The following is a 26,887-nucleotide window of genomic DNA, read 5'->3' as shown; positions in this document are numbered from 1 at the left end:
GGAGTGCAATCGCCCTGGTTTTTTTCATGCTTGGTGCATGAAGCCCGCGCAGATATGTTTCGTAAAACTTGCAACGCTGTCAGCAAATTGTTGGGAATCGGCGCAAAATCGCCATCCTGTTTTAGGTCGGCTTTTTTACGTTGCCTGTTGCCGGGCAAACTCACCCTGCCGTCGGGCTGCCCATGGGGGCTGCCCGGCGGCCGTGATCTGATGGTTCAAAGTTCTATTTCCTCTCATTCCCGCAGTGCCCTGATCGACTGTACCAAGGGGCTGGCTTGTGTTGCCATCGTCTGGCATCACCTGGCTTTCTACGGCCCCATGTCCGATGTGGCTCACCCTGTCATGCCCGACCTGCTGGACTGGCTCTATGAGTACGCCCGTATGGCCGTGCAGATCTTTCTGGTGATCGGCGGTTTTCTGGCTGCAGCCAGCCTGGCTCCCATGGGGCTTGCGCGGTTTGATTCACCCTGGTCCAAGATCGGCAAGCGCTTTGTGCGTCTGGTCGTGCCTTATGCCGTGGCACTGGTGGTGACGATTGTGGTGTCTGCGGCGATTCGTCCCTGGTTCGATCACGAGTCCGTGTCTGCCGACCCCGATCTATGGCAGCTCATGGCCCATGCTCTGCTGCTGCAGGGCATTGTGGGCGAGGAGTCACTGTCGGCTGGTGTCTGGTATGTGTCCATAGACTTTCAGCTGTTCGCCGCGACCGTGCTGTTGCTGGCCGGAGTGCGCTGGCTGCAGCAATGGGTGCTGAAGCGCTGGGGCGCTACGGCCATGAAGCGCTGGTGGCCCTGGGCCGTGACTGGGATGCAGGGGCTGGTGGTCGCGGGGGCGGCTGCATCGCTGCTGAGTTTCAATCTCGATGCAGACCTGGATGTATGGGCGATTTATTTCATGGGTGCCTATGGCATCGGCATGATGGCCTTCTGGGCGGTGGCAGCAGACAGGCGCCTGACGGCCTGGAGCTGGGGCATGCTGATTGCTGCTCTGATCATCGGCGCTCTGGTCTATGAATGGCGCGACCGCATTTTTCTCGCCGGCGTGACCGCGATGCTGCTGATCGTCTGCATGCGTACCGAGGTCATTGCCCGCTGGCAGGGTTTTGCGCCGCTGCGTCGCCTGGGAGAGATTTCCTACTCGGTATTCCTGATTCACTTTTCCATCTGCCTGCTGGTCAACGCAGTGGTCAACCATTTCTGGCACGGTTCGGTCACAGCCGCCGTGGTGGGCATCCCGTTAGCCTTTGTGCTTTCACTGACAGCCGGCTACGCGCTGTATCAATTGGTGGAGCGCCATGTTTCGTCATGGAGTCAGGCCCTGCGCTGGCAGGCAGGCCTGATCGGCGCGGGTCTGCTGACCACCATGGTGGCCGGCTTGCGCTGAGTCTGATCCAGGCAGCAAAAAAGCAGCTCCGGTGAGCTGCTTTTTCGTTGGGTGAGCTGGTTCAGCGATGGAGCTCGCCCGCGCTTTCGGGCTGGAACTCGATGGCATCCACGCGCACGGTTACCTGGCCGGTAGGGCTAGGCATCTTGAATTCATCGCCCACTGACAGGCCCAGCAGGGCGATGCCTACCGGCGCAAAGATGGAAACCTTGTCGGTGCTGCCATCCATATCCTTGGGGTAGACCAGTGTCAGCGTATTGGTCTTGGCGATCTCGAGAATGGTGAAGCGCACGGTGGAGTTCATCGTCACCACGTTGGCGGGTATTTCTGCGGGGTCGAGTACATCCGCACGGTCCAGCTCCGCCTCCAGTGCATCACGGCCGGGGAACTGGCTGTTGTTCTTTTCCAGCAGCGATTCAATGCGATCCAGGTCCAAGGAGGACAGAGTGATATTGGGCTTGCGCTCCATGTAGTAACTCCTTTGCGAGATGGTGTGGTTGGCGCTTTGGCGTTGCGCAAACGGACAAAAGCCCGGGCAACGGTGTTGTCCGGGCCAAGGCATTCAGTGAAAGGCACCAATTTGGTGCATTGGAGAGATTGTCGGCGCTGAATCGCAAACTGCCAAGCCATCTCGCACTCACTGAGTGCGGATTGACTTTGAACTTGCTCTAGTTAATGGAGCGTGCTATGCGTATAGAGCAACGGATGCGGTCATTTTTCATCCAGATCTGACTCAATCAACTCTCACCGTATTGACCGGGATGCAACCATGGTCAGTACCGATTTCTTGCAATGAACAACTGTATTTATGTGCAGTTATTTTATGAAGAAACTTTCCCCATCCTTTGGACGGCGTTGTTGCATAAATCGCTCTCTACAGTCGGGTAGCCTCGAGCGATGAGTCAGTCTCTGCATTCCAAGTCCCGCTGTCGCACAAACAACTGGAAGCAATACAACGCTGCGCTCAAAGCGCGAGGCTCCCTGACTTTCTGTTGGACAAGGCCATGTCATGGTTTGCCGCTATCAGCGGCAAACGCGGGCGCAGCTCGCAGTTCTCGGATGCAGCTATCCAGTTCTGCCTGAGCATCAAGAACCTGTTTGGCTTGGCCTTGCGACAGACCACCGGCTTTGTGCAATCGCTGTTGGCTTTGTCTGGACTGCCTGCCATGGCCTGTTCCGGACTTCAGTGCGCTATGTTGCAGACAACGCAGTCTGGATGTGCAAGTAGCGTATCGCCCCAGTTCGGGTTGACTGAATTTGCTGCTCGACTCCACGGGCATCAAGTTCCTTGGCGAAGGCGAATGGAAGTGCAAAAAGCATGGCACGGAACGTCGACGTCAGTGGCGCAAGCTGCACAGCGGCATTGATGCCCAGACGCTGCAGGCGCGAGCTATCTGCGTGACCTCCAACAACGTCAGCGATGCGGTGGTGGTGCTGCACTTGTTGGCACAACTGCCGGCAGATGAGTCATTGCTGAGCGTTACCGGTGATGGAGCCCATGACACACAGCCTGTGTATGCCGCAGTGATGGAGCGCAATGCCATGCCCATCATCCCTGCGCGAAAGAATGCCCGGATGCGCAAAGGCGTTGCCTTTGCGCACCGCAATGCGGCGATTGCCGCATGCAGGCGCTTTGGACGCAAGTTATGGAAGAGTTGGAGTATCACCAGCACAGCCTGGTGGAGACCAAGATGCACTGCACTAAACGCCTGGGCGAGCGGGTCATGTCTAGAACCTTCGAGCGCCAGGTCAACGAACTGCACATCCGAGCCGCCATTCTCAATCGGTTCACTGAACTAGGCTGTCCGCAAACGGTGGCGGTGGCATAGCCACGTCTGGGGTCAGGGGAGGTTTGGCCCGGCACTGATTTAGGCAACAGCGCCGTTCTAGATTCTATTTATTCTGCGTAGGTGTCTGACCGCTCAGACCGTGGGGCGCGAACGCGTTGGAAGCGTTTGCGCAAATGTGCGTGCCTCATCAAGAATCCACAAGCGAAACGCCTCCAAAGTTGCACTGTGGCGCATGTTGTTCGGATAGACGAGGTAATACGAGTCATCCGCCGGAATGGATAGTGAATGTGCGCGGACTACGCCGTTGTCCCAGACGGTCTTAGGTACGAAAAACTCTGGCACCAGTGCAATCCCCAGCCCCGACTCTGCAGCGCGGATCATCATGGAGTGCTGCTCGAATCCGACGCTGCGTTCGGGAACTGTGTCAGGTGGTAGTTGAGCTGCGGCGAACCATTTCTTCCATGACTCTTGGCGTGTAGTTGAGAACAACAAGGGAAATTTCAGCAGGTCGGCTGCTTGCTTGATGCTGTCGCCGATCAGATCCTTGCGCGCAATCACGACCATTTCTTCGCCGAACAGAACCTCGGAAGTTGCCCATGGCCAGATCGGCTTGCCGTGATGAATGGCCGCCTCAAAATGCTCCTCATTGAAGGAAAACGGATTGGAGCGGACGCCCATATTCACGCGAATATGGGGGTGCTTTTCATAAAAACTGGGCAGTCGTGGAATCAGCCACTCCAATGAAAAAGTGGGTAGCACGGCCAGCTCCAGGCTGCCTTCTCCGCTGCCATGTGCAGAAATGGAGCGCGTATCGCGCTCGATTGCGCGCAGCGATTCCCTGATCTGCTCGCTGTAAAGGCGGCCGGCCTTGGTCAGCACCACCCGCTGTTTGACGCGCACGAACAAACGAATGTTGAGATTGGATTCGAGACCGTTGATTTGACGTGAAACAGCGCTTTCCGTCAGAAATAGCTCTCGTGCTGCAAGTGTGAAGCTTTCATGCCTGGCCGCAGCCTCAAATGCAATCAATGCGGCCATAGGAGGGATGCGGTTGCGTAGCATGGTAATTCATAAAAGTCATTACATCGCAATTTTAAATTGCTTTACGCGTAGGGTTGCAAGGACAAAAATCCATTAAAACCAGATGCTCATGTCAAGTCATTGCATTTTCTGTGAAGGCTGATGAATGAGTTTTTGGAAAGACCTACGTAATCAATACATCGGGTTTTCCCGGTATTGAGAGCAAAACCACCTTCCAAACAGCGCTGTTGCCATGTACCGTTTCTCGTCCGTATACCTCGATCCCAAAGGCTCTCCCATACGTGCGCTTTACAAGCACCTCAGTGAGCCAGGAATGATCTCTTTTGCGGGGGGGTATCCAGACCCGCAACTGTTTGACGTGACTGGGCTCAGTGCCGCCTCGGACAGAGCCTTTGAGAACAGCAGTGCTTGCCTGGAGTACGGCCCCACGGAGGGAACCTCTGGTTTGAAGAATGCCTTGGTGCAACTGATGCATGAAAGAGGCGTACTCACGACCCCAGAGAACATCATCGTGACGACAGGCTCTCAGCAGGCCTTCGATCTGGTGCTGCGCGTTCTAGTGGAGCAGGGCGATAGTGTGTTCGTCGAGCAGCCCACTTATTCCACCAATATCCAGGCAGTACAGGCACACCAAGCGCAGATCAGCGCAGTGCCCGTGACCGCCGAAGGCATGGATGTGCAGGCCCTTGAGCGCATGCTCGTCGCAGCAAGCGCGCAAGGTCAAACGCCCAAGCTGCTTTACACCATTCCGAACTTCAGCAACCCATCGGGTGCAACGCTGCCCGTAGATCGACGCATCCGTTTGCTACAACTAGCGGTGCAATACCAGTTTGTACTGGCCGAGGACGATCCCTATGGCGGGCTGCGTTTTTCGGGAGAGACTGTCCCCTCATTGATGGCGCTTGCAAGCCAGATCCCAGGTGCCAAGGATTGGGTGGTGCACATGTCCACGCTTTCGAAGATTGTCGCCCCTGGCTTGCGTGTTGGCTGGGCGGCTGCGCCGGTTGAAATCCTGAGACGTTGTTCGGTCGCAAAACAGACTGCGGATGTGGGTAGCTCACCTTGGGTGCAGCGCATTGCTGCGGAGTATCTGGCCAGTGGGCGTCTGAACGCCCACCTGGAGCACATCTGTGCAGCCTACGGCGCTAAATGTCGAGCGCTTGTCCATGGCCTGCGCCATGAGTTGGGCGAGGCCATCAGCTTTCATGAACCTTCGGGCGGGATGTTCGTGTGGGCTCGCCTGACAGGCGATATCACGGCTGCCGAGTTGCTGACGCAGGGCATTGCACGCGGTGTGATGTTTGTGCCAGGTGAGGGGTTTCAGGCTGATGGTGTGGACCGTTTCACATTGCGACTTTCTTTTGCCTCCCCATCCCTGGAGGAGGTGGCGCAAGGCTGCCGTCGGTTGGGGGAGGCCCTGGTTGCAGCGCGTGCCGCAAGGAGCAAGCAAGCGCTGCCGGCCTGATTGCCTGCATTTATCAGACATACGACAAATAGAACCAAGGAAACAGCGATATGAACGGAGCCAAGAGCCTAGTACAGACATTGTTGGCCACAGGTATTGATACCTGCTTTGCCAACCCTGGAACGAGTGAAATGCACTTTGTTGCGGCACTGGATCAAGTCCCCGGCATGAAGTGTGTGCTGGGCCTGCAGGAGAACGTTGTAACCGGGATGGCCGACGGTTATTACCGCCTAGCAGGCAAGCCCGCCTGCACATTGCTGCACTGCGCGCCCGGTTTGGCCAACGGCATGGGCAACTTGCACAACGCGCGACGTGCGCGCAGCGGCATCGTCAACATTGTGGGTGACCAAGCGGTGTACCACCGCCCTTTCGATGCGCCCTTAACAGGCGACACCGCAGGCATGGCACAGACGGTCTCTGCCTGGGTACACACGAGTACCAGTACTGAAGACCTCGGCCGTGATGCGGCGGCTGCGGTTCGTGCTGCGAGCACTTTCCCTGGACAGGTCGCCACCTTGATATTGCCGGCCGATGTGTCGTGGCAGGAAGGTGGAGTGGTGGGGCAGGCTATGAAGGCACCACAGCCGCCGGCCATTGATGGTGGCGCGGTGGAGCGTGCAGCCCGTACTCTGAGAGACAACGCTGATGTGCTGATTTTGTTGGCTGGCCCAGCCGTGCTGGCGAAGGGGCAGGCGCTGGCCTGGCGAATCGCGCAGGCAACAGGTGCAAAAGTGATGGCCAGCTATGTCACATCCCATGTGGCACGGGGTCGAGGTCATCTGCAATTGGAGCGGGTTCCCTACAACATGGAGGCCGCCATCAAAGCTCTGGAGAGCTTTCGCCACATCATCTTGGTAAACGCAACTCCGCCTGTGGGCTTCTTCGGCTACCCCGGTATGCCATCGATCCAACACCGTAGCGATGCTGTTTTTCAGACGCTTTCACGGCCCGACCAAGACCCGGTAGAAGCACTGCAGGCGCTGGTCAAAGTGCTGGGGGCAGCAGAGGTACCCATGCCCGACCCGGGGCCAAGGCCTGAGCCCGTGCGTGGCACTCCCTCGCCCGAAGGACTGGCTCAGACGCTGGCGGCAGTGATGCCAGAGAACGCAATTGTTTCCGATGAAAGCATCTCCTATGGAAGAGGCTTCTATAAGTTCACGCATGGTGCACCTGCGCATGACTGGCTGCACTTGGCTGGAGGAGCCATTGGGGACGGCATGCCCGTGGCCACTGGCGCAGCACTGGGCGCAAAAAAGCAGCGCCGCGTCATCAATCTGCAAGCAGATGGGTCGGCCATGTATTCACTGCAGTCACTTTGGACACAGGCGCGTGAGCAACTGCCTGTGACGACCATCATTCTCAATAACAGCAAATACAACATTCTTATTGGCGAATATGCCAATGTCGGCGCCACGCCGGGCGAAACGGCAATGAGTATGCTCGACTTGGGGAATCCTGCACTGGACTGGGTGAGGATGGCGAACGGAATGGGCGTGGAGGCGGCCCGAGCGACCACGCTGGAGGCCTGCGCAGACCTGATGCAACGCAGCTTTGACAAAGAGGGGCCGTTTCTCATTGAACTAATGATCTGAGCGCGTGGCGGGGTGGCCCGTCATCACCTTCAGCGGCAATTCTCGCTCCCACTTCCGTAGCTCAGCTTTCCGGCGCATCCGTTCGCTCGAGGGCAAGGGTGGACCCATGATTTATCCAGATACCAAACTCTTTATTGATGGCCGATGGCGGCCTGCTTCCGGCGGTGCGACGCTGCCTGTTTTCAATCCCGCAACTGGTGTGGAGATCGGTCGAGTGGCTTGCGCCAGCCGGGAGGATCTTGACGCTGCACTGGCGGCGGCGCAGCGTGGCTTTGAGATCTGGCGCGATATGCTGCCCATAGTACGCGGCAAGATCATGCGCCAAGTAGCTGTGCTGCTCCGCGAGCGGGCCGCTGATATTGCCCGTCTGCTTACTCAGGAGCAGGGCAAGCCATTGGCAGAAGCCAAAGCCGAGATTATGGCGGCGGCCGACATCATCGAGTGGTTTGCGGACGAAGGCTCCCGAGTGTACGGCCGCCTCGTTCCATCGCGGCGCGACCATTCCATAAGGCAAATGGTGGTTCGTGATCCGCTGGGACCGGTGGCTGCTTTTACGCCATGGAACTTTCCCATCAATCAGCTGGTGTTGAAGCTAGGCCCCGCATTGGCGGCGGGCTGTTCAGTGATCGCAAAGGCGGCAGAAGAAACGCCGGCAGCACCTGCGGCATTGATTGCGGCATTTGCTGATGCTGGATTGCCGGCGGGCGTACTGGGATTGGTCTATGGAAACCCTGGGGAGATATCGAGCTATCTCATCGTCCATCCCGTGATCCGTAAGGTTACGTTTACCGGCTCTACCGGAGTCGGCAAACAACTGGCAGCGCTCGCGGGTGCGCATATGAAGCGTGTGACGATGGAGCTGGGAGGTCATGCCCCTGTGATCGTTTGCGAGGATGCCGATCTGGACCTTGCGGTGAAGTCCACGGGTTTTGCCAAGTTCCGCAATGCAGGACAAGTCTGCATCGCACCGACGCGCTTCCTGGTGCATGACAGTGTTGTCCAACCATTTTCGGAAGCGCTTTCTCGATACGCGAGTGGCTTGATAGTGGGCAATGGTCTTGAGCCTCAGTCAGAGATGGGGCCACTTGCGAATCCACGACGGCTAGAGGCGATGGCCGAGTTTGTTGACGATGCCCAGAGGCAAGGAGGGCAACTGTTGGCGGGCGGAGAGCGCTTGGGGACCACGGGCAACTTCTGGGCACCAACGGTGCTCGCGGAAGTGCCGCTGTCAGCAAAGGTCTTTAATGAAGAGCCCTTCGGACCTATCGCGTCCATCCGCTCTTTCAAAAATCTGAATGATGCGATCGCTGAAGCGAACCGTTTGCCATTCGGGCTGGCTGGATACGGGTTCACTGAGTCGCTGAAGAATGCGGATCTGCTGTCGCGAAAGGTGGAAGTGGGAATGATGTGGCTGAACATGCCGGCCTCTACTAGCCCGGAGTTGCCATTTGGTGGGATCAAGGACTCAGGCTACGGTTCGGAAGGGGGGGCCGAAGCCCTAGAAGCTTATTTGAACGTGCGATCCATCGTCGTTCGTAATCATTAATGAGGCTTTCATGCTGAACACTTTTTCTTGTGCTCCTCAGCCCGAAAGCCCCGATATTTCACCCTATTTAGGAGAGCTGCTTGAACTGCGTCGCGATCTGCATTCGCATCCCGAGCTTAAGTTTCAGGAGCATCGCACGGCTGACAGGATCGCTACCTATTTAGGCGCTCTGGGTGTACCAGTGCACCGAGGGCTGGCACGGACCGGCATCGTGGCAACTATTCAGGGGCGAAAGTCCAATGCTGATGGGGCGATACGCGCTATAGGCATTCGCGCAGATATGGATGCCTTGCCCATCCAGGAACTGAACACATTCCTGCACAAGAGTACGAGTGACGGCTGCATGCATGCCTGTGGCCATGATGGGCACACGGCCATGCTGTTGGGGGCTGCCACGTTACTGGCCAAGCGAGCGGACTTTGAAGGTACGGTGCATTTGATCTTTCAGCCCGGCGAAGAGGGCGGCGCAGGAGCACGGGTGATGATGGAGGAGGGGCTTTTCACTCTGTTCCCCTGCGACGCCGTGTTTGCTCTGCATAACTGGCCTACGCTGCCGGCAGGTGCAATGGGCGTAAGGGCGGGGGCCATTATGGCATCTGCAAATCGCTTCGAGATTCGTGTTCGTGGGCGCGGTGGGCATGCGGCGCTTCCGCATACCACCATCGACCCTATCCCTGTAGCCTGTGCCATCGTCGGCCAACTGCAGTCGCTGGTGTCACGTGCAACTGATCCGCTCGATAGCGTGGCGCTCACTGTGGGGAAAATCGAGTCGGGCACAGTAGAGAACATCATTCCGGACGATGCCGCCATTTATGGAACCTGTCGCACGCTTTCATCGCAGACGCTGCAGCGCATGCTGGACGGGGTTGAGCGTATAGCGACTCATGTGGCAGCAGCACACGGTGCCATGGCCACCGTGTTGTGGAAGCCAGGCTATCCCAGCACCTGCAATACATCGGATGAAGCACGCTTTATGGGCGATGTAATGCGTGAACTAGTGGGAGATGCCAATGCAAATACGGATGTGCAGCCCGCTATGACGGCCGAAGACTTCGGCTTCATGCTTGAGCAAGTTCCAGGCGCCTACGGCTTCATAGGAAATGGAACCAACGGCCAGCCAGGCATCAACTTGCACAGCCCCTCCTATGACTTCAACGACGACAACATTGCATTGGGTGCCCGTTTCTGGGATCGCCTAGTGCGTCGCTGGTTTGCCGATAGCCACAAGGAAGTTCAATGAAAAATCAATTCAACAAAGAGCGACGTCTGGCGTTGAGATTTCTCGCATCGACTGCCGTCTGGGGCATCGCAGAGAAAGCACTTGCGTCGGGCAGCTGGCCTCAAAAGCCACTGCGCCTGATCGTTCCTTATTCTGCTGGCGGCGTCTCTGACATTATCGCGCGCTTGATAGCTCAACGACTGGCTGTAGCTGTTGGGCAATCCATAGTGGTGGACAATCGTCCTGGAGCTGCAGGGACCATGGGCATCGATGCCATGGTCAAAGGGGGCGGCGACGGTCACACCTTCGCGTTTACGCCTATCAGTCCGATCACGCTGAGTCCGCATCTCATGAAGGTCGGGTTCGATCCCATGAAGGACATCATTCCAGTGGCACCGGTCATGTATTCGCCGGTGTATGTCTGTGCTACGGAAGCATTCAAAGGGAAAACACTTGCAGATGCCTTTGTGCAAGCCAAGTCGGGTAGTGTGACTATGGCCTGCCTGGGATTTGGCTCGGTTGGTCATATCATCATCGAGCAACTGCGCCGCCAGACCGGAGCCAACCTAGTTCCCATCCCATACAAAGGCGATTCACAACTGCTCCCTGATGCAGTGGGCGCGCAGTATGACATTCTGTTGATCAACCCCTCGGAGCCGGTAAACGCTCTGATTCAACGAAAAAAGCTGCGGATCATTGCGGTGGGTTCTCCGGCGCGTCTGCCTGCGGTATCCGACGTGCCAACTCTAGCCGAGCTCGGTCATGCTGATGCCAATATGACTTCGCTTTTCGGTTTTGTTGCTCCGGCCGGTATGCCTCATGAAGTCGTGCAGCGCTTGAATATCGAAATCAACCTATTGTTGCAGCAGCCCGATTTGCGTGACCGGGTACAGAAGCTGGACAACATTGCACTTAGTCAAACCGCAGCTCAGTTTGCGGCAGCCATGCAATCTGCCTATGAGAAGAATGGGAAAATCATAAGGCAGGCCAATATTAAGGCTGAATGATATTTTTTAGAGAAAATAGGTGATTTTGATATTCGCTTAATTGAATTGGAATCAATTAATGTTCTGATTTGAAAAATTCGAATTTTTATTGAATGAAATGAACAGAGTAATCTGTTAAGGAGATGATGGGTCTGACTTATTCAAATTTTACGAATGAGTGAAATTCAATGCACAAGAAAATCCTTCTCTTTCAAGAAAGAGTACGGATAAAAGGAGACAGATAGTGAAAAATCGTAGGTACTACATCGCACTTTCACTTGCCGCACTTTGCACAAGCGCACCCTTAGCATCCCATGCGCAAAGCATGCCTTTACGCGTGATTGTTCCTTATTCTGCTGGAGGCACTGCTGATGTCATTGCACGTATGCTGACGGATGGTCTCAAGGAACACACGGGGCGCTTGGCTATCGTAGAAAACAAGCCAGGAGCTGGAGGCCGCATCGCGTTGTCGGCATTGAAAAATTCCCAGGGAGACGGTGCCGCGGTGGTGTTCGCCTTCAACGGTGTGCTGGTGAATTCCATCGTTTTTCAGAATGCGAAGGAATTTCGGTTCAAAGAGGATTTCGTAGGTCTGGCACAAGTCGGCACAATGCCTGCGGCTTTGGCTGTGTCCTATGGGCACAAGGCACATAACGTCAAGGAGTTCATACTTACGCGTAAGCAAGAAGGTGATCTCGTTTACGGAAACATGGGACCGGGTTCGTTGACTCATTTGGCTGGTTTGCGATTCGCTACAGCGACCAGGCTCAAGCCTAATCCAATCGGCTACCAGGGAGGGGCTCCTATGGCGAACGACTTGATGGGCGGGCAGTTGGATGCAGGGATCGATACAGCAAGCGACTTTGTGGAGCGTCACAAAGGCAAGAAGCTAAAGGTCCTCGGTGTCTTCGGTCACAAGCGATTTCCGCTACTTTCCGATGTTCCGACAATGGCAGAGCAAGGTATCTCGAATGTAGAGGCTGAGCTTTGGCTAGGGTTCCTTGGCTCCAGCAGGGCCAGTGCCGCATTCAATGCGCGTTTTCAAGATGCTATCCAGAAGACGCTAGCAAATCCTTCAGTCAGAGAAAAGATCTCAAAAATCATAGAGGTGGAATATAAGGGCGCAACCGACTTCTCCAATGTCATGGCATCAGATTTTGCAACTTGGACACCTCTCATTATCAATTCTGGTTTGGTTCAGAACTAATCGAGCTCGCACCTAAATAAACGGTGCCCGCCTAATCCAAAGCCGGGAGCCTTAGCGACATTCGGAATACCGAGGTGTCGGAGGCCTTCAGCAAAGCAATCCGTTGTAGTAGGTATTACACATTAATAGGCACGTGAGTCGAAGCTCTCTCAGAATGCTCTGAGCAGGGTTGATCTTAACGCGTCGGGATTGAGCCTAAATATTTTCCATGGACTGAGTATGTATTCATGGCCGGTTGAGAGTAATTTCAACTATGGATGACTAACGTTATAGCTAATAGTTCAAGAGTGAGGCTGTGATGCATCGGTTGGCTCTTTTAACAGGAAGGCATCATCCCTGATTGACTTTAGCATCGGTTTTTCCGATGCTGAGTGGTTTAAATATTCGTTTTCATCAAAAAACTTAGATATTTATGATGAGAAAAGCTCTCGGGTGAAGAGGGCTTGAAAATCTAGAGAAAGTAAGGAGACAACATGCCACAGACAATGGCAGAGATGAGCGTGGAAGATATTGCCGCGCAAATCAGCGATGGTTGCCGGCTTGCCATGCCGGTTGATTATGCCGGCGTGCCCATGGCCATCGTTCCTGCATTGCTACGCCAAGCGCCGCACAATCTGGATCTGGTGGGAGTACCAACGGCAGGTCTATCGTTCGATATTCTGATCGGCGCCGGGTTGGTTCGCAGCTTAGAAACTAGCGCTGTAAGCCTCGGGGAAGCTGGAGGGGCACCATGTTTTATGCGTGCCATCATCAACCGCTCGATTCAGATGAAAGACAGCACCTGTCCGGCCATTCATGCTGGTTTGATGGCTGCTCAGAAAGGCTCGCCGTTTACCACGCTGCGTGGCCTGATCGGTACGGACGTACTGATGCACCGCTCGGACTGGCGCGTCATGCAGAACTTGTTTGCTATTGAGCCGGATCCGGTTGTTGCGATTCCTGCGCTGCATCCCGATATATCGGTCTTTCATGCTCCTATGGCGGATCGAGAGGGTAATGTCTGGATCGGTCGTAGGCGCGAGCTTGCGGCAATGGCATATGCCAGTCGCAAGACCTTTGTGACGGTGGAACGTATCGTCGATCATCGATTGTTGGACGATGAGGTCATGGCTGCTGGTGTGCTGCCGGCCATCTATGTCGACGGCATTGCGTTGGCCGAGAAAGGCGCCTGGCCCTATGGTCTCTGGGGTGAGTACGCGCCCGACACGGCCGCGCTGCAGCGCTATGCGCAAGAAGCAAGAACCGAAGAGGGATTTCAGCAATGGATTGCGGAGGTGTACGCATGAGCGCAGTGACTTTGCGGGAGCGGTTGATCGTCACGATCGCTTCGTTGCTGGAGGGGGCACGCCATGTGGCTGTTGGTGCTTCCTCGCCAATTCCTGCCGCGGCTGCCATGTTGCTGCGTGCGCAGAAGGAAGTGGCCAAAGCGCCTGCAGTGCGCTTGTCCATTCTCGGGTCGGTGAAGCACAATCTTTTCACTAATGGCTCGACGGAGCTGTTCGATTGCGCAGGCCAGGGGCGTATTGATGCATTTTTTCTGGGCGGCGGGCAGATCGATGGCCAGGGCAACATCAACCTCGTCGGCATCGGTGAGTACCCCAACACCCGCGTGCGCTGGCCAGGCTCATTTGGCTCTGCTTACTTGTACTTCACCGTGCCCAAGGTGATTCTGTTTCGTGAAGAGCATTCGCCACGAGTGTTCGTGGACAAGGTTGACTTCATCAGTGCACCTGGAACTAGTGACCCTGGCGTCTACCGCAAAGGTGGTCCGTACGCCTTGCTCACTAGTCTTGGGTTATTTATGTTTGACCCGAAGAAGGCACGATTCCGTCTTGTGCATATGCACCCCGGCCACACATTGGACGAGATCCAAGCCGCAACGGGTTTTTCTTTCGACGTAGATCCACAACTGAGCGTGACCCCGTCTCCTGATGCAGCCACTCTTTCGTTGCTCAGAGGCCGGGTACTTAATGAGCTCCAGGAAACTTACCCCGATTTTGCCAAGCAGCTGACCCAGGAGATTGCTCATGCTGAATAAACCAATGAGTACAGGTGCGCTGGCAGGCGTGCGTGTGATTGATGCCAGCCGTGTGCTGGGTGGCCCGTTCTGTGGCCAGATCTTGGGAGATCACGGCGCCGACGTGATCAAGGTTGAGCCCCCGATGGGGGATGAGACACGTGCTTGGGGGCCTCCCTTTGTGGGCGATGCTGCGAGCTATTTCATTGGTGTGAACCGCAACAAGAGAGATGTGCCTATCGATATGACGCAGCCACTTGGGCAGGAGCTACTGCTGCGACTGCTGGAGGATGCCGACGTCTTCGTTGAGAACTTTAAGATTGGCACGCTAGAGAAGTGGGGGCTCGGAGGGGACGCGCTGCGTAAGCGCTTTCCGAGGCTCGTGCACTGCCGTATCTCCGGTTTTGGTGCTGATGGCCCTTATGGCGGCCAACCTGGTTACGACGCTGCAGTGCAGGCTATGACCGGTCTGATGAGCGTAAATGGTGAGCCAAAGGGTGAGCCTTTGCGAATGGGCGTGCCTATCATTGATATGGTCACAGGCATGAATGGTGTGATCGGCATTTTGCTCGCATTGCAGGAGCGGAATCGTAGCGGTGAGGGGCAGTTTGTCGAAGCCACGCTCTACGACTCCGGCGTGTCCATGCTGCATCCGCATTTGCCCAACTTCTATCTCAATGGGAAAGTACCTCAGCGCTCGGGCAATCGTCACCCGAACATCTGCCCCTATGACGCGTTCGAGACCAGCACAGTACCGCTGTTTCTAGCAGTGGGCAATAACCGACAGTTTGTGACGCTGTGCAAAGTGCTAGGCAGAGCTGGGCTTAGTTCGGACGAGCGTTTTGTGACGAATGCGTCGCGTAATCTCCATCGGGAAGCTCTGCGTGAGGAGTTGGTGGGGCTGTTGTCTCAGCGCGATGGTCTGCAAGTTTCGCAAGAACTGGTGGCGGCAGGTGTGCCGTGCGGGCCGGTGCGCACCATAGACCAAGTTGTGGACGACCCTCATACCCATCATCGGGGAATGATTGTGGACATCGATGACTACCGTGGAACAGGGGCTCCAGTGAAGCTCTCGCGTACACCGGCGACGTATCGTAGCCGTCCACCGGCTTTTGCGCAGCATACTGATGAAGTGCTCAAAGAACAGGGCATTGACCCAACTGCTTACGAAAGCGTACTGCCTCGAAAGCCTTCCGTATAGTCCACTTGGTATTCATCTCCGGCTCCCATGGAGTCCGGGGATGGCAACAAAGTTCGGAGCTATGCCATGTTGATCAGATCGCTACAGTCGTTTTTGGCACTGCACCGCTATGGGACCATAGTCGCTGCAGCGGAGAAGGTGCATCTTTCTCAAGCTGCAGTCAGTGTGCAACTTAAGAACATGGAGGACGAGCTGGGTGTTGCTCTGTTTCTGCGCACCAAGCGCTCTTTGGAGTTCACCTCTGCAGGGCGTCAGTTGGTTCCGCTAGCAGAAAAAATCGTGTCCATCTATGAAGAGATGAAGGCGCTCAAGGGGGGCGGTCCTATTGGTGGCTTTCTTTCCCTGGGGGTGATTAACAGTGCCTTGGGCGGCGTGCTGCCGCAGTTGCTCAAAGAGATGACACTGAAGAATCCTGGGCTGGAGCTGAAAATCATTGCCGGCATCTCCGGCGAACTGATGACACAGGTAAATCGTGGCACGCTCGACATGGCCATCGTTACCGAGCCCCCACAACGCTTTCCAACTAACCTGAATGTGCACTATCTGTACAGCGAGCCTTTTGCGCTGCTCATGCCAGCGGAAGTGCCTCTTCAGGACTTGGTGCAGGCGTTTAAGTCTTTGACACCCTACATTGCATTTGATCGCAGCACTTGGGCTGGGCAGCTCATCGATGAGTTTTTGCTAAAGCGTGGTGTCATGACCAAGCCGTCGATGGAACTGAACTCGCTAGATGCAATCGCAGCCCTAGTCAGTCAAGGGCTGGGCATTTCTATCGTTCCGTTGATTCGCGGCGCAACCTGGCATGAGAGTCCCAATCTACATGTGGTACGGCTGCCGAATTTCGAGCGGCCGGTGTCGTTGATCACGCGCGCCTCCAATGAACACGATGCGCTTACGGCGCTGCTGCTATCAGCATTCAGCACAGTGGACTGGACTTCCTGATACATGCTCTGCGTATAGCGGGGTATCGTTATAACGCAGAGCATGGCTCTGGTTATTCGTGCTTGCGAGCCGGTTCACGCATCAGTACAAATTCTTCTGCAGAGGTCGGGTGCATCGCCATGGTGCGGTCAAAGTCACGCTTGGTAGCCCCCGCGCTGATGGCAATGGCGAGGCCTTGAATGATTTCGGGGGCATCGGTCCCCAGCATGTGTGCGCCAACCACACGATCAGACGCACTGTCCACTATGAGTTTCATGTAGGTCCGTTCTTGGCTGCCCACGAATGCTTTTTTCATGGGGCGAAATTGGCTGACGTATACAGCGGTCGGACCTGCTCTCATGGCCTGTAGTTCGGTAAGGCCGATGGTGGCAATCGGTGGTGAGCAGAACACTGCACTAGCTACGTTGGCATAGCTGATGTGCATCGGATTTTTGCCGAATTCCGTATCCGCAAATGCACGGCCTTCCGCAATGGCCACTGGTGTGAGGTTGATGCGATTAGTGACGTCACCAATGGCCCAGATACCTGATGCTGTGGTGCGGCTATTCTCATCCACAGGGATTGCTCCCGCCGCATCGGTGTGGATACCGACATTTTCCAGGCCCAGTTTGTGCACGTTGGGTCGTCGGCCTGTTGCATTCAGCACGGCATCAGCCCGTAGCGAAGGTCCATCGGTCAACTCGAGCTCGAACCCGAATGCATTTTTTACTAGTGTCTTTATGCGCACACCGGGGTGTAGCTGCACACCGTTGGTTTTAAGCGCATGAACTGACTGCAACCTCAGGTCTTCGTCGAATCCACGCAGTGGCAGGTCGGCACGGTAGGCCATGGACACCTTCACTCCCAGCTTTGCGAAAATGGAGGCAAACTCAACCGCAATGTAGCCGGCACCGATAACCAGCAATGACTTGGGAAGTGTCTCCAGGCGCAGTACGTCGTCCGAAGTCCAAGCTTGTTCGAGACCTGCAATCCCGCTGGCGGATGGAGCACCACCGGTAGCGATCAGAATTCTATCGGCCCGATAGTGCTGGCCATTGACTTCGACGAGGCGCTCATTGACGAGTCGTGCATGTCCTGACAATGTCTGTACACCGGAGTTGGCAAGCATTTGGCAGTAAACGCCCTCCAGTCTGTCCAGTTCGCGGTCCTTGGCCTGTGTCCAGTTGCCTGCGTCGAACTCCGTGGCCACCTCGCTCCAGCCGAAAGTGCTGGCCTCTGAGAAAACGCTGCGCATCTCTGATGCATACATCATTAGTTTCTTGGGAATGCAACCGCGCAGCACGCAGGTGCCTCCCACGCGCGTGCCTTCAATCAGTAGGACCTTGGCACCATAGCTGGCGGCTCGGCGCGAGGCAGCGATACCACCTGAACCTGCTCCGATGACAATGAGATCAAATGGGGAAGGGAGAGTCATACCTTGGCTGTTGCGGTGAGATGGGGAATATGAAGCGCGCGTTGTACGGCAGGGCGAGTGAGAATCCGCTCATACCAGCGGTGTAGTTGTGGATGCGCGGACCATGGTTGGCCCAGTTTTTCCGACAACCGTAGCCAAGGAAAAATGGCCATGTCGGCAATAGAGTACTCCGCCCCCGCAAACCATTCATGGCCTTGTGACAGATGCTGCTCCATCACGCCGTGGATGCGGCGTACCTCGGTGCCGAAGCGCTCAAGCACATAGGCATTGTCGTGTGCATCGGTACGGCTCCGGAAGTGGTTGAGCTGCCCCATCATCGGTCCTACTGAGCTCATCTGGAACATCAGCCATTGCATGGCTGCATAGCGCCCTGTTACATCGGCTGGGAGAAAGCTGCCATGCTTTTCCGCGAGATAGATCAGGATCGCACCTGACTCGGAGATCGTGAGGCCGCGGCCGTCATTGGCCTCGGTGTCGATGAGCAGGGGGATCTTGCGATTGACTGCAAGTGGAGAGATCTGCGCCGCGAAGGCCTCCTTGTCGTTGATGTTCGCGGGATGGATGCGATACGCTGTACCGCATTCCTCCAGCAGGATATGCACCTTGTGTCCGTTGGGTGTGCCCCAGGTGAAAAGTTCCAACATTTGAGATAACTTACGATAGAAAGTGCGTGGGACGTGAGCAAGCAAGAGGGCCTTAAGGGCCCTCCGTAGTTAGTTGCCGAAACTCAGGTTAGCCGTCTTGGTTGCCTGCACATAGAACCGGTAGTCGGCCGCAACACGCTCTGACATCTTCTCGGGCGTGCTCGGGGTAACTTCAATGTCGAAGCTTTCGATCTTGGCTTTCACGTCGGGCATGGCCAGAATTTTGTTGAGTGTGGCATTGGCTTTCTGAACGATGCTTGCTGGCGTACCTGCCGGGAAAGTAAAGCCATACCAGACACTTACATCGAAGTCGCCGGGTACACCCGCTTCAGTCATGCTGGGAACATCGGGGAACGAGGGGGCTCGCTTGCGGCTCGTCACCATCAGCGGGCGCAGCTTGCCAGCGGTGATAAATGGTTTAGTTGCTGTCGTGGTGTCGATGATGAACTCGACCTCCTTCGAGAGGATTGCATTGAGCGCTGGAGTACTGCCCTTGTAGGGAACATGCACGCTATCAAGTTTGGTGACGTTCTTAATCATCTCGCCTGCGAAGTAGGTACCAAAGCAGCAGGACGCATAGCTGAAGTTGTTTTTCTTCTCTCGCGTGGCGGCTTCTAATGCTTTGAAGCTCTGGATTTTCGAGTCAGCATTCACGGACAGTAGGTAAGGTGATTGGCCGATGATGCCGATGTATGCAAAATCACTCATCGGATCCAACGGGAAATCTTTCTTCACTACCTTGTTGAGTGAAAAGCTACTGGTGACTAGGCCAATCGTGTATCCATCTTTGTCAGAGCGAGCAACGGATTGCATCGCAATCACCATGTCGCCACCGGGCTTGTTCTGGACGACAACCGGTGTGTCCCACTGCTCGTTGAGTTTCTGGCCGATGAGACGCGAGAGAATGTCCGATGCACCTCCTGGAGCGAACGGCACGATCAGGTTAATGGGCTTGCCCTTCTTGGGGTAGTCATTTGCGAAGGCGCTACCGCTGCTAGAGAGAAGGGGGGCTACCGCGATAGCAATGCTCAGAAAAGTACGCTTCACCAATGTCTCCTTTAGTTTTGAATGCATGTCGATGCCGGTGTCTTGCAAGCCCCAAATAAGATTAGGTTTACAGAGTCAGACCGTGATCAAAATGTATGGAAGAAGGCTTTGGTAATGGGTAGGTTTTATTGAGGCTGAAACAGCATATTTTTAACGTTTGAGAGCTGACACTGAAGCAAATTACTGGCGCTGCTCTTCCTTGAACAAATTTCTGCGATGTGACGACCGATTGAATCCACTATCGCAAGCTTCCGTTCGTGCGAAATGACAGCGGACATCCAGCAACTTATCTGACTGAGCGTGCTTAATCGGCCGTTCAGGACAGACCGCGTTCAGCGGCAGGTGTTGGCCGTTTTTGCCGCTCAGACACTGGACCGTAAATGCCTCAGATCGGCCTGGAGCAATCGCTGGCAGGGGGAATGTTCGAAGACTGCTTCTGGCTGAAATTAGTCGGTTATGACCCGTAGGCTTGTGGGCCGTAGTTGGCACAACGCGTCAATTCGACTGGCATTCTTAGCAAAATGCACGAGAACCGACTGTTTGCGATCAAGCGACGATGCGTGGAGGATACGCTTGATGCTTACCATCAGACTCTGTGCGCTGCTGCCTCGTCCCAGAAGGCGCGCGCCACGGGAGAGAGTCGATTGGAGTTTTGGCACGCCAACGCAATGTACCGCTGGGTGGTGGGAGTGAGCTGCCTATAGACCACGCCAGACATGGCCTCGGGCAGAGCGAGGCGTGCAAGAATAGAGACGCCATACCCCTCCGCCACGTACTGCTGGATTGATGTGATCTGGTGCAGCTCGTGTGCGATGCGCGGCTTGATGTCGTGCTTTAGCAAAAGGCGGTAGATTAGTGGTTTGGAGCCCGCGCGAGTGAGTAGGAACGGGTATTCCATCAGCTCGGTGAGCTGCACCACGTCGTTCTGTGCAAGCACGTGGCCCTCAGGAAGAATTGCAACGAGCTCGTCCATCGCGAGGGTCTGGGTTTCGAGTTCGAGCTTGGGCAGCGGTACGACGGCGAGCTCAATACGGTGCTCCATCAGGTCAAGGCTGGTCTGCTCTTCAGGCTTCTCGATGACGTGCACGTCAACACCGGGGTGTTTGTTGTGAAAGGCCTTGAGTAGTGGTGGCAGTGCTTTGAGCGTACCACTGGCGCCGAATGAGCCGATGAGCAGTTGTCCGGTCTTTAGCTGTGCATCCGAACGCGCTATCGATTTCATCAGCTGTAGCGAAGAGAACACCTCTTTGACTAGTGGGAGAATCTGCTCGCCTGAGTAGGTGAGAGGGGCGCCGGGAGCGCTGCGATCGATAAGCGATGCACCGAGTGCCGATTCAAGCGCACGTAGTGCGTGGCTAGTTGCAGACGGCGAGAGGCCGAGCTTGGCACCCGCACTAGAAATTCCATCTGATTGCACGAGAGCGAGCAAGAGCTCGAGCTGTTTGAGTGTGGGAAAGTCATGCTTTGCGCCCAGTTTCACCGCACATTTCCTTTTTTGTCTCTGTTGATGCCTCGCTGAGCTGCACTGCGTGTAAATCGCTCGATCGGACCGGTGTGTGCCATTGGTCCGATCGGATCGTACACGATGGACTCTCGTGCGAGAGCATTTAGCGCACCTCATTGACTAGGGCGCTGAGAGCATGAAACGGCGTGTGGAGATCAACCTCCGCCTAGCTCTTTTTCGTTGGAGTAGCCCGAGATAAATGGCTTGCGCTCGCCGGTCTCGACCACAAAAACATGACGCGAAATGCGGCCAATGTTGCCTCCGTAAACGTGGATACTGATCGATACACGGTCGTCATACAAGTTGGACACGCGATGGATATCACCGATGGTTGGCGATACACAGTCCACGTCGCCGGGGTTGAGTTGTTCACTGCCTAGCGATCGCATGCGCTTACCGTCTTCCGTGTACTCAAACAGCTCGCCCACTTCGGAGCCACGCATCATGCCTATCAACGCCCAGACAGTATGGTTATGCACGGGCGTCTTCTGGCCTGGTCCCCATACAAAGCTCACGACCGAGAAGCGGTCCTCGGGGTCTACGTGTAGCAGGTACTGCTGGTAATACTGCGGATCAGGCTTGGCATAACGTTCTGGCAGCCAGTCATCCTGCGAGATTAGTTGCTTGAGCGCTGCGCCGCCGTGCTCAAGGATCGCGGGTTCGTTGCCCCGGTGCGTGTCGATCACCTTCGTAAAATCGTCGATGAACTTCTGGAATCTTTCTGGCATGTTGCTCATGGAGTGCCTCTTATAGTGGGGGGCGGGGGCTGCGTGTGCTCAGGATTAGCTTTGTGAAGCATAGCCATCGCGGGTCTGCGGCAGCTTCATATTGAGCAGCTTCGATGCTACCTGCGTGCGAAGGATTTGCGCTGTTCCGCCCGCGATGGTGAACATACGCGCATCGCGAACATGGCGTTCCATTGGATTGTGGCGGCCATAACCGGACGATCCGTAAAACTGCAGTGCATCATTGGCGACCTTGTTGGCCGTCTCCGCGGCCATGATTTTGGCCCGTGCGGCCTTGTCCATGTCAGGGAAGTATTCGCCGCTTGCTGCAGCATGGCGGAGCATGAGCCGTGCTGCCTCCAGTTGCGTCGACATGTCAGCTAGCATCCACTGTAGGCCCTGGAACTCGGCGATGGGGCGACCGAACTGTTCGCGGGTCTTGAGGTAGGCAAGACCTTGCTCAAACGCGCCTTGTGCGATGCCAAGCGCCACAGTGCCGGCGCCGACGCGCTGTGCATTGTAGGCATTCATTAGAGATGCAAAACCTCGCTTGAGCCCACCTGGTGGAACCACGAGCATGGACTTGTGGACCTTAAGGTTGCGGAACTCCAGATGCGTTTCTGGAATTCCACGCACGCCCATGGCGTAGAGCCGGCGACCGATGATGAACTGCTCGGAAGGCGTGCGATCACGCACACAGATGAAGGCGCCGATGCCCTGGTCCACGCCATCGTCGAATACTCGCGCAAAGATTAGGTGCAAATTGGAGACACCGCCGCCCGTGATCCAATATTTCTCGCCGCTTAGGATGTACTCGTCGCCCTTGCGGTCAGCGCGCGTGGCCATCTCGCTTGCTGCGCTACCCGCGTTGGGTTCGGAGATGCAGATCGCAGGCTTGTCGCCGCTCAGAACCAAATCGGCAGCTAGACTGAGCTGCTCGGGCGTACCATAGGTAGCGATAGCGCCAATCGCCCCCATGTTGGCTTCCACCGTGATGCGGCCCATGGTGGCGCAAGCCTTAGCCATTTCCTCAACAACAATGACGGCGTCCAGATAGCTCAGACCTTGGCCACCAGCGCGCTTAGGCAGGGTCATTCCCATGAAGCCCGCATCGCGCAGTTTGGCGATGTTGTCCCAGGGGTATTGCTCGGTGAGGTCGGTCTCTGCGGCCGTGGGTGCGAATGTGCTCTGCGCGAGTTCACGTGCACGTGCCTGCAGGTCGAATTGTTCTTTGGTAAGTTCGTACATGGGGAGTCTCCGGGATGGGGGATGGGGGATGGGTCTTGTCATTCAATAGGTATGTGCTGCTCAGTGCTCCACAAGCCATTCAGAAAGCACACTTTCTGCATGTTCATTCAGGCGCGGAGGAGGGCGGCGGTAGCTTGGCGGAGTGGCTGACATCTTCAGCGGATTGGCCAGAAGGCGCAGCTCCCCTCCCTCGGCCCAGTCGCAGGGCATGCGCAATTGCGCACCTCTTGCGATCACGTGCGGGTCGTTGAATACGTCCTGTAGATCGTTGACTGGGCCGCATGGCACGCCTGCATTCTCAAGCGCATCAAGCCAGTGGCTGCGTGCGCGGGTGCGTAGCAAATCGGATACGCGCTCGCAGATTTGCTCGCGATGAGCGATGCGTTGCACGTTGGTGGCGTAGCGTTTGTCGTCGGCTAGGGCCTCTGCACCGGCAACCTGACAGAAGCGGCGGAACTGTGCATCGTTGCCAACGGCCAGAATCATCGGTGCGTCGGCGGTCGGAAATACCTGATAAGGCACGATGTTCGGATGCGCGTTACCCAGCCGCGTAGGTAACTTGCCGTCAGCGAGATAGTTGGTGCCCGCGTTGACCAACCAGGCAATCTGCGTGTCGAGCAACGAAATATCTATGTGCTGGCCCTCGCCTGTCGCATGGCGGTGCTGCAGCGCGGCCAGTATGCCGACGGCAGCATACATGCCTGTCATTACATCGGCGACACCAACGCCGACCTTCATTGGCTCGCCATCAGGAACTCCCGTGAGGCTCATGATGCCACCCATGCCTTGAATCAAAAAGTCGTAGCCTGGGCGGCTCGCATAGGGGCCCGTATGACCGAAACCAGTGATTGAGCAATAGATAAGTGTCGGATAGCGTTCGCGTAGTTGCTCGTACGAAAGCCCATATTTAGCGAGCCCGCCGGCCTTGTAGTTTTCTACTAGCACGTCTGCACGAGCAAGCAACTCGTGGATTAGTCGCTGTCCTTCGTCGCTCGCGATGTCGATAGCAATAGAGCGCTTGTTGCGGTTGGCTGCGAGATAGTATGCACTCTCCGGTGTGGGCTGCCCTTGGCTGTCTGCGATGTATGGCGGGCCCCACTTGCGGGTGTCGTCCCCTTCGCCGGGGCGCTCCACCTTGATCACGTCGGCGCCTAGATCGCCGAGCAGTTGCGTGGCACTTGGTCCGGCGAGGATACGGGAGAGATCCAGTACGCGGATTCCTGTAAGCGCCTCTCGGTGATTCTGTTTTTGCATCGGGTCAAATTCCTTCAGTCTTCGAGTATTCCGAGGTGTGGGTAGCTGCCCGGGATGTCAGTCGGCTACCGGCCTCTTGATGTCTTGTGAAGTATGTTTTTGGACATCTTCATGCTCTATTGAATTTTTCTTCAATGCCTGAGATCTATGCTCAGGGCGGGAGTTACTGTTTGCGTGGACCGGGTACGCCCAACTTCAAGACATGACAGGAGAACGAAATGACAAGAGCGATTCAGGACTGTTATCCCGCTCAGTACGCTCACTGCTATGGCTGTGGGCACGAAAACAAAGCGGGCTATAGACTCAAAAGCTTTCTCAGGGGCGACGTTACTGAAGCGCGACACACGCCAGGCATTCAATACAGCGGTGGTGTGCTAGGGCACGTTTATGGCGGAATGATTGCATCGTTGATGGATTGCCACGGCATGGCATCGGCGGCGGCTTTTATGTACCGAGAACGTGGCGGGAATATCGAAAACGAGATCGATCCAGCGCGCTATGTCACGGCCTCTCTCAAGGTGGATTTCAAGCGCCCTACACCTCAAGGTGTTGAGTTGCTGGTGCGTGGCGAACTGCTTAGCGTTGAAGGCAGGAAGGTGCGCATCGCACTCAGCCTTCTCGCTGGTGGTGAAGTCTGCGCCACTGGCGAAATACTGGCGATTGAGCTTCGCAGTGCAGGAGGGGCACAGACTCGTGCCCAGGAGGCGCAAGGACGCTCACTGCTTCGTGGCTCCGGGCAACAGCTATTGGCGGGCCTCATTTAGAACATCTCGTGCGCCATCGGCACATGCAAGACGTTGTTGTGTAAATTGTCGCGTGCTTTGCACGACGAGCCCCTATCTACGTTCAGCAGACCCGCTATCGCACCACCAATTAAAGACCTTACAACGCTGTGCTCAAGTCAATGAACTGCACAACCGAGCCGCCATCCTTAATCGATTCACAGAATTGGGCTTCCCGCAACGGTGCCGCTGGCACAGCAGCATCTGGTGGCCGTTTATGTGACGCTGACCACTTTGCAGCCCGAGCTGGCCCGGCAGCTGGAACCACGCGCCGCCGCACCGCATCGGCGGCTGCTCATGATTCGGACCCTGAGCGAGGCAGGCATACCCGTAGGCGTCAGCCTGGCACCGCAGATTCCGTTCCTGAACGACGATATGGAGCAGGTGCTGGCCGCAGCCAGCGAGGCCGGTGCAAGACAGGCTTTTTATGCGGTGCTGCGTCTGCCGTGGGAAGTGGCTCCGCTGTTCAATGAATGGCTGACGCTGCATTACCCCGAGCGTGCCCAACGCGTGATGGAGCGGGTGCGGGATCTGCATGGGATCAGCGAAGCGGGCAGAGCCGACGGCAAGGTCTACAACAGCCGCTTTGGCCAGCGCATGAAGGGAACGGGCGCCTGGGCCGATATGCTGGCGCAACGCTTTGCACTGGCCTGCCGCAAGCTTGGGCTGAACCGTGAGCGCGTGCAACTGGACTGCGGTCAGTACCATCATTCCTTGCTGTCGCCTCAGCAAAGTCTTTTCTGATGTCTCGTCTTATTTTGTCGCGTGTCGACTCGGAACGGGTCGACGCAGCGAGCTGCAGCTGCCCGGTTGCAAAAGGCCGGGATCTGGCGTGACTCCGGCCTTTTGGGCACCTTAACTGTTTACTGAGCTTGGTAATCAATTGACTTGAGCAAGGCCTGCTGGCGCTGATAGGCCTTCTGCAGTTCGCTCATCAGCGCTTCCGGGGTCGCGTCGGTGCCCGACTCCATGCCCATGTCCCTGAGCCTGACCTCGATCTGGGGCTGCTTGAAATACTGCAGCGCGATCTCTCTGACCCTGGCCTGCACATCGGCAGGGATATCCGGGCGCGACCAGACGCCGAACCAGCTTACCTCGGACAGTTGCGGGTAGCCCAGTTCCTTGAAGGTGGGCACATCGGGCAGTTGCACCATGCGCGTAGGGTAGTTCACGGCCAGCGGCTTGACCTTGCCGGCCTTGATCAGCGGCAGGGCGGTGGTGAGTCCGTCCATCATCAGCGGCACATGGCCGCCCATCAGGTCGCTGAGCGCCGGAGGGGAGCCCTTGTAGCCCAGGTGCTTCATCTTGATATTGAGCAACTGCCCCAGCAGCATGCCCGAGGTATGGCCGCGCATGCCCGTGGCATACGAGGCAAAGTCCAGTCCGTCGGCCTGCTTTTTGCCGTAGTCGGCTAGCTGTTGCAGATTGCTGGCCGGGAAGTCCTTGTTGGCAATCAGCACCAGGCCGTTGCGGCTGAGCTGGGCCAGGGGTTTCAGATCTTTGAAGGGCTGATAGCTGACCTTGTAGGCCAGCGGCGTCTCGCTGACGATGCCGCCCTGGATCAGCAAGAACGTGTGGGCGTCCTTGCCGTTGGTGAGCAGGTCGTTGACGGCCAGCACGCCGGCCGCGCCGGGCTTGGATTCGACAATCACGGGCTTGCCCAGCTGTTTTTGCATGCCGTCGGCCAACAGGCGTGCCAGCGAGTCGGCATTGCCGCCGGCCGGGCCGCCCACCACCAGGCGTATGGGCTTGACGGGCCAGGGCGCTTGCTGCGCCATGGCCGCTGCACTCAGGCTCAGGCCGGTTGCCAGGGCAACGGCCCTCCAGAGCATGGTTTGTTTCATCATTGTCTCCTCTGTTTTTGACTGCCCGGCAGCCAC

General features: G+C 56.3%; 22 protein-coding genes and 2 pseudogenes. 14 read left to right on the top strand and 10 right to left on the bottom strand.

Annotation, left to right across the window (positions count from 1 at the left end):
• Positions 1-210: 210 nt before the first annotated feature.
• Complete coding sequence (locus CTR2_RS19915; protein WP_087084499.1) at positions 211-1,383, top strand: acyltransferase family protein; 1,173 nt, start codon at positions 211-213, stop codon at positions 1,381-1,383.
• Positions 1,384-1,444: 61 nt separating this feature from the next.
• Here CTR2_RS19915 and rnk read toward each other — a convergent pair whose 3' ends face one another.
• A complete protein-coding gene (gene rnk / locus CTR2_RS19910) occupies positions 1,445-1,852 on the bottom strand; it encodes a nucleoside diphosphate kinase regulator (protein WP_003074792.1) in 408 nt (135 codons plus the stop codon).
• Between the two features lie 428 nt (positions 1,853-2,280).
• Here rnk and CTR2_RS19905 point away from each other — a divergent pair.
• Positions 2,281-3,212: pseudogene (locus tag CTR2_RS19905) on the top strand (IS5 family transposase).
• A 93-nt stretch (positions 3,213-3,305) separates the two neighbouring features.
• Here CTR2_RS19905 and CTR2_RS19900 read toward each other — a convergent pair.
• Positions 3,306-4,211 (bottom strand): LysR substrate-binding domain-containing protein, encoded by a 906-nt coding sequence (locus CTR2_RS19900; protein ID WP_310221418.1) that lies wholly within the window; start codon positions 4,209-4,211, stop codon positions 3,306-3,308.
• 235 nt (positions 4,212-4,446) lie between these two features.
• On the opposite strand from CTR2_RS19900, the gene CTR2_RS19895 reads away from it, so the two are divergent.
• The 10 genes from CTR2_RS19895 (at position 4,447) to CTR2_RS19850 (ending at position 16,389) form a co-directional block, all read left to right on the top strand.
• Positions 4,447-5,679, top strand: coding sequence for an aminotransferase-like domain-containing protein (locus tag CTR2_RS19895; RefSeq protein WP_087081618.1), 1,233 nt, complete (start codon positions 4,447-4,449; stop codon positions 5,677-5,679).
• 50 nt (positions 5,680-5,729) lie between these two features.
• On the top strand, positions 5,730-7,271 hold the full coding sequence (locus CTR2_RS19890; protein WP_087081620.1) for an acetolactate synthase large subunit: 1,542 nt from the start codon (positions 5,730-5,732) through the stop codon (positions 7,269-7,271).
• A 106-nt stretch (positions 7,272-7,377) separates the two neighbouring features.
• Positions 7,378-8,817 (top strand): NAD-dependent succinate-semialdehyde dehydrogenase, encoded by a 1,440-nt coding sequence (locus CTR2_RS19885; RefSeq protein ID WP_087084500.1) that lies wholly within the window; start codon positions 7,378-7,380, stop codon positions 8,815-8,817.
• 10 nt (positions 8,818-8,827) lie between these two features.
• Positions 8,828-10,057 carry a M20 aminoacylase family protein gene (locus tag CTR2_RS19880; protein ID WP_087081622.1) on the top strand — a complete coding sequence of 410 codons (1,230 nt, stop codon included), beginning with the start codon at positions 8,828-8,830 and terminating at the stop codon, positions 10,055-10,057.
• Positions 10,054-11,043, top strand: a complete 990-nt coding sequence (locus tag CTR2_RS19875) for a Bug family tripartite tricarboxylate transporter substrate binding protein (RefSeq protein WP_087081624.1) — start codon at positions 10,054-10,056, stop codon at positions 11,041-11,043. Before CTR2_RS19880 ends, CTR2_RS19875 begins: the two co-directional genes overlap by 4 nt.
• 157 nt (positions 11,044-11,200) lie before the next feature.
• Positions 11,201-12,229 carry a Bug family tripartite tricarboxylate transporter substrate binding protein gene (locus tag CTR2_RS19870; protein WP_140400992.1) on the top strand — a complete coding sequence of 343 codons (1,029 nt, stop codon included), beginning with the start codon at positions 11,201-11,203 and terminating at the stop codon, positions 12,227-12,229.
• A 473-nt stretch (positions 12,230-12,702) separates the two neighbouring features.
• Positions 12,703-13,515 (top strand): CoA transferase subunit A, encoded by an 813-nt coding sequence (locus CTR2_RS19865; protein ID WP_254913241.1) that lies wholly within the window; start codon positions 12,703-12,705, stop codon positions 13,513-13,515.
• Positions 13,512-14,267, top strand: coding sequence for a CoA-transferase (locus tag CTR2_RS19860; RefSeq protein ID WP_087081630.1), 756 nt, complete (start codon positions 13,512-13,514; stop codon positions 14,265-14,267). Before CTR2_RS19865 ends, CTR2_RS19860 begins: the two co-directional genes overlap by 4 nt.
• Complete coding sequence (locus CTR2_RS19855; protein WP_254913242.1) at positions 14,257-15,447, top strand: CaiB/BaiF CoA transferase family protein; 1,191 nt, start codon at positions 14,257-14,259, stop codon at positions 15,445-15,447. The genes CTR2_RS19860 and CTR2_RS19855 overlap by 11 nt, the downstream gene beginning before the upstream one ends.
• Positions 15,448-15,513: 66 nt before the next feature.
• Positions 15,514-16,389 (top strand): LysR substrate-binding domain-containing protein, encoded by an 876-nt coding sequence (locus CTR2_RS19850; RefSeq protein WP_087084501.1) that lies wholly within the window; start codon positions 15,514-15,516, stop codon positions 16,387-16,389.
• Between the two features lie 52 nt (positions 16,390-16,441).
• Here CTR2_RS19850 and gorA read toward each other — a convergent pair whose 3' ends face one another.
• From gorA to CTR2_RS19815, 7 genes are all read right to left on the bottom strand, one after another.
• Entirely contained in the window at positions 16,442-17,803 is a 1,362-nt protein-coding gene (gene gorA, locus CTR2_RS19845) for a glutathione-disulfide reductase (RefSeq protein WP_087081634.1), read from the bottom strand.
• A complete protein-coding gene (locus CTR2_RS19840) occupies positions 17,800-18,447 on the bottom strand; it encodes a glutathione S-transferase family protein (protein ID WP_087081636.1) in 648 nt (215 codons plus the stop codon). The genes gorA and CTR2_RS19840 overlap by 4 nt, the downstream gene beginning before the upstream one ends.
• Positions 18,448-18,516: 69 nt before the next feature.
• On the bottom strand, positions 18,517-19,494 hold the full coding sequence (locus tag CTR2_RS19835) for a Bug family tripartite tricarboxylate transporter substrate binding protein (protein WP_176391610.1): 978 nt from the start codon (positions 19,492-19,494) through the stop codon (positions 18,517-18,519).
• Positions 19,495-20,080: 586 nt separating this feature from the next.
• Positions 20,081-20,974, bottom strand: coding sequence for a LysR family transcriptional regulator (locus tag CTR2_RS19830; protein ID WP_254913243.1), 894 nt, complete (start codon positions 20,972-20,974; stop codon positions 20,081-20,083).
• 179 nt (positions 20,975-21,153) lie between these two features.
• On the bottom strand, positions 21,154-21,735 hold the full coding sequence (locus tag CTR2_RS19825) for a cysteine dioxygenase family protein (protein ID WP_087081642.1): 582 nt from the start codon (positions 21,733-21,735) through the stop codon (positions 21,154-21,156).
• Between the two features lie 45 nt (positions 21,736-21,780).
• The gene (gene acdA, locus CTR2_RS19820) at positions 21,781-22,971 is read right to left on the bottom strand and encodes a 3-sulfinopropanoyl-CoA desulfinase (RefSeq protein WP_087081644.1); all 1,191 of its coding nucleotides are present in this window, start codon (positions 22,969-22,971) and stop codon (positions 21,781-21,783) included.
• A 60-nt stretch (positions 22,972-23,031) separates the two neighbouring features.
• Positions 23,032-24,225 carry a CaiB/BaiF CoA transferase family protein gene (locus CTR2_RS19815; protein ID WP_087081646.1) on the bottom strand — a complete coding sequence of 398 codons (1,194 nt, stop codon included), beginning with the start codon at positions 24,223-24,225 and terminating at the stop codon, positions 23,032-23,034.
• A gap of 218 nt (positions 24,226-24,443) precedes the next feature.
• Between CTR2_RS19815 and CTR2_RS19810 the strand changes: the two genes are divergently transcribed.
• Both CTR2_RS19810 and CTR2_RS19805 read left to right on the top strand, forming a co-directional pair.
• Positions 24,444-24,989: a PaaI family thioesterase gene (locus tag CTR2_RS19810; RefSeq protein ID WP_087081648.1), complete on the top strand. Its 546-nt coding sequence runs from the start codon at positions 24,444-24,446 to the stop codon at positions 24,987-24,989.
• A gap of 189 nt (positions 24,990-25,178) precedes the next feature.
• Positions 25,179-25,751, top strand: a pseudogene (locus tag CTR2_RS19805) (radical SAM family protein); the annotation flags it as partial.
• Positions 25,752-25,870: 119 nt separating this feature from the next.
• Here CTR2_RS19805 and CTR2_RS19800 read toward each other — a convergent pair.
• Positions 25,871-26,851 carry a Bug family tripartite tricarboxylate transporter substrate binding protein gene (locus tag CTR2_RS19800; RefSeq protein ID WP_087081651.1) on the bottom strand — a complete coding sequence of 327 codons (981 nt, stop codon included), beginning with the start codon at positions 26,849-26,851 and terminating at the stop codon, positions 25,871-25,873.
• Positions 26,852-26,887 lie beyond the last annotated feature (36 nt).

The sequence above is a fragment of the Comamonas thiooxydans genome (assembly GCF_002157685.2).
Classification (GTDB): Bacteria; Pseudomonadota; Gammaproteobacteria; order Burkholderiales; family Burkholderiaceae_C; genus Comamonas; species Comamonas testosteroni_H.
This window is presented reverse-complemented; position numbering and strand designations above follow the sequence as displayed.

Excerpts from the sequence above, each read along its gene's own strand:
- CTR2_RS19915 (WP_087084499.1), top strand. The coding sequence starts at position 211 with ATGGTTCAAAGTTCTATTTCCTCTCATTCCCGCAGTGCCCTGATCGAC.
- rnk (WP_003074792.1), bottom strand. The coding sequence starts at position 1,852 with ATGGAGCGCAAGCCCAATATCACTCTGTCCTCCTTGGACCTGGATCGC.
- CTR2_RS19900 (WP_310221418.1), bottom strand. The coding sequence starts at position 4,211 with ATGGCCGCATTGATTGCATTTGAGGCTGCGGCCAGGCATGAAAGCTTC.
- CTR2_RS19895 (WP_087081618.1), top strand. The coding sequence starts at position 4,447 with ATGTACCGTTTCTCGTCCGTATACCTCGATCCCAAAGGCTCTCCCATA.
- CTR2_RS19890 (WP_087081620.1), top strand. The coding sequence starts at position 5,730 with ATGAACGGAGCCAAGAGCCTAGTACAGACATTGTTGGCCACAGGTATT.
- CTR2_RS19885 (WP_087084500.1), top strand. The coding sequence starts at position 7,378 with ATGATTTATCCAGATACCAAACTCTTTATTGATGGCCGATGGCGGCCT.
- CTR2_RS19880 (WP_087081622.1), top strand. The coding sequence starts at position 8,828 with ATGCTGAACACTTTTTCTTGTGCTCCTCAGCCCGAAAGCCCCGATATT.
- CTR2_RS19875 (WP_087081624.1), top strand. The coding sequence starts at position 10,054 with ATGAAAAATCAATTCAACAAAGAGCGACGTCTGGCGTTGAGATTTCTC.
- CTR2_RS19865 (WP_254913241.1), top strand. The coding sequence starts at position 12,703 with ATGCCACAGACAATGGCAGAGATGAGCGTGGAAGATATTGCCGCGCAA.
- CTR2_RS19860 (WP_087081630.1), top strand. The coding sequence starts at position 13,512 with ATGAGCGCAGTGACTTTGCGGGAGCGGTTGATCGTCACGATCGCTTCG.
- CTR2_RS19855 (WP_254913242.1), top strand. The coding sequence starts at position 14,257 with ATGCTGAATAAACCAATGAGTACAGGTGCGCTGGCAGGCGTGCGTGTG.
- CTR2_RS19850 (WP_087084501.1), top strand. The coding sequence starts at position 15,514 with ATGTTGATCAGATCGCTACAGTCGTTTTTGGCACTGCACCGCTATGGG.
- gorA (WP_087081634.1), bottom strand. The coding sequence starts at position 17,803 with ATGACTCTCCCTTCCCCATTTGATCTCATTGTCATCGGAGCAGGTTCA.
- CTR2_RS19840 (WP_087081636.1), bottom strand. The coding sequence starts at position 18,447 with ATGTTGGAACTTTTCACCTGGGGCACACCCAACGGACACAAGGTGCAT.
- CTR2_RS19825 (WP_087081642.1), bottom strand. The coding sequence starts at position 21,735 with ATGAGCAACATGCCAGAAAGATTCCAGAAGTTCATCGACGATTTTACG.
- acdA (WP_087081644.1), bottom strand. The coding sequence starts at position 22,971 with ATGTACGAACTTACCAAAGAACAATTCGACCTGCAGGCACGTGCACGT.
- CTR2_RS19815 (WP_087081646.1), bottom strand. The coding sequence starts at position 24,225 with ATGCAAAAACAGAATCACCGAGAGGCGCTTACAGGAATCCGCGTACTG.
- CTR2_RS19810 (WP_087081648.1), top strand. The coding sequence starts at position 24,444 with ATGACAAGAGCGATTCAGGACTGTTATCCCGCTCAGTACGCTCACTGC.
- CTR2_RS19800 (WP_087081651.1), bottom strand. The coding sequence starts at position 26,851 with ATGAAACAAACCATGCTCTGGAGGGCCGTTGCCCTGGCAACCGGCCTG.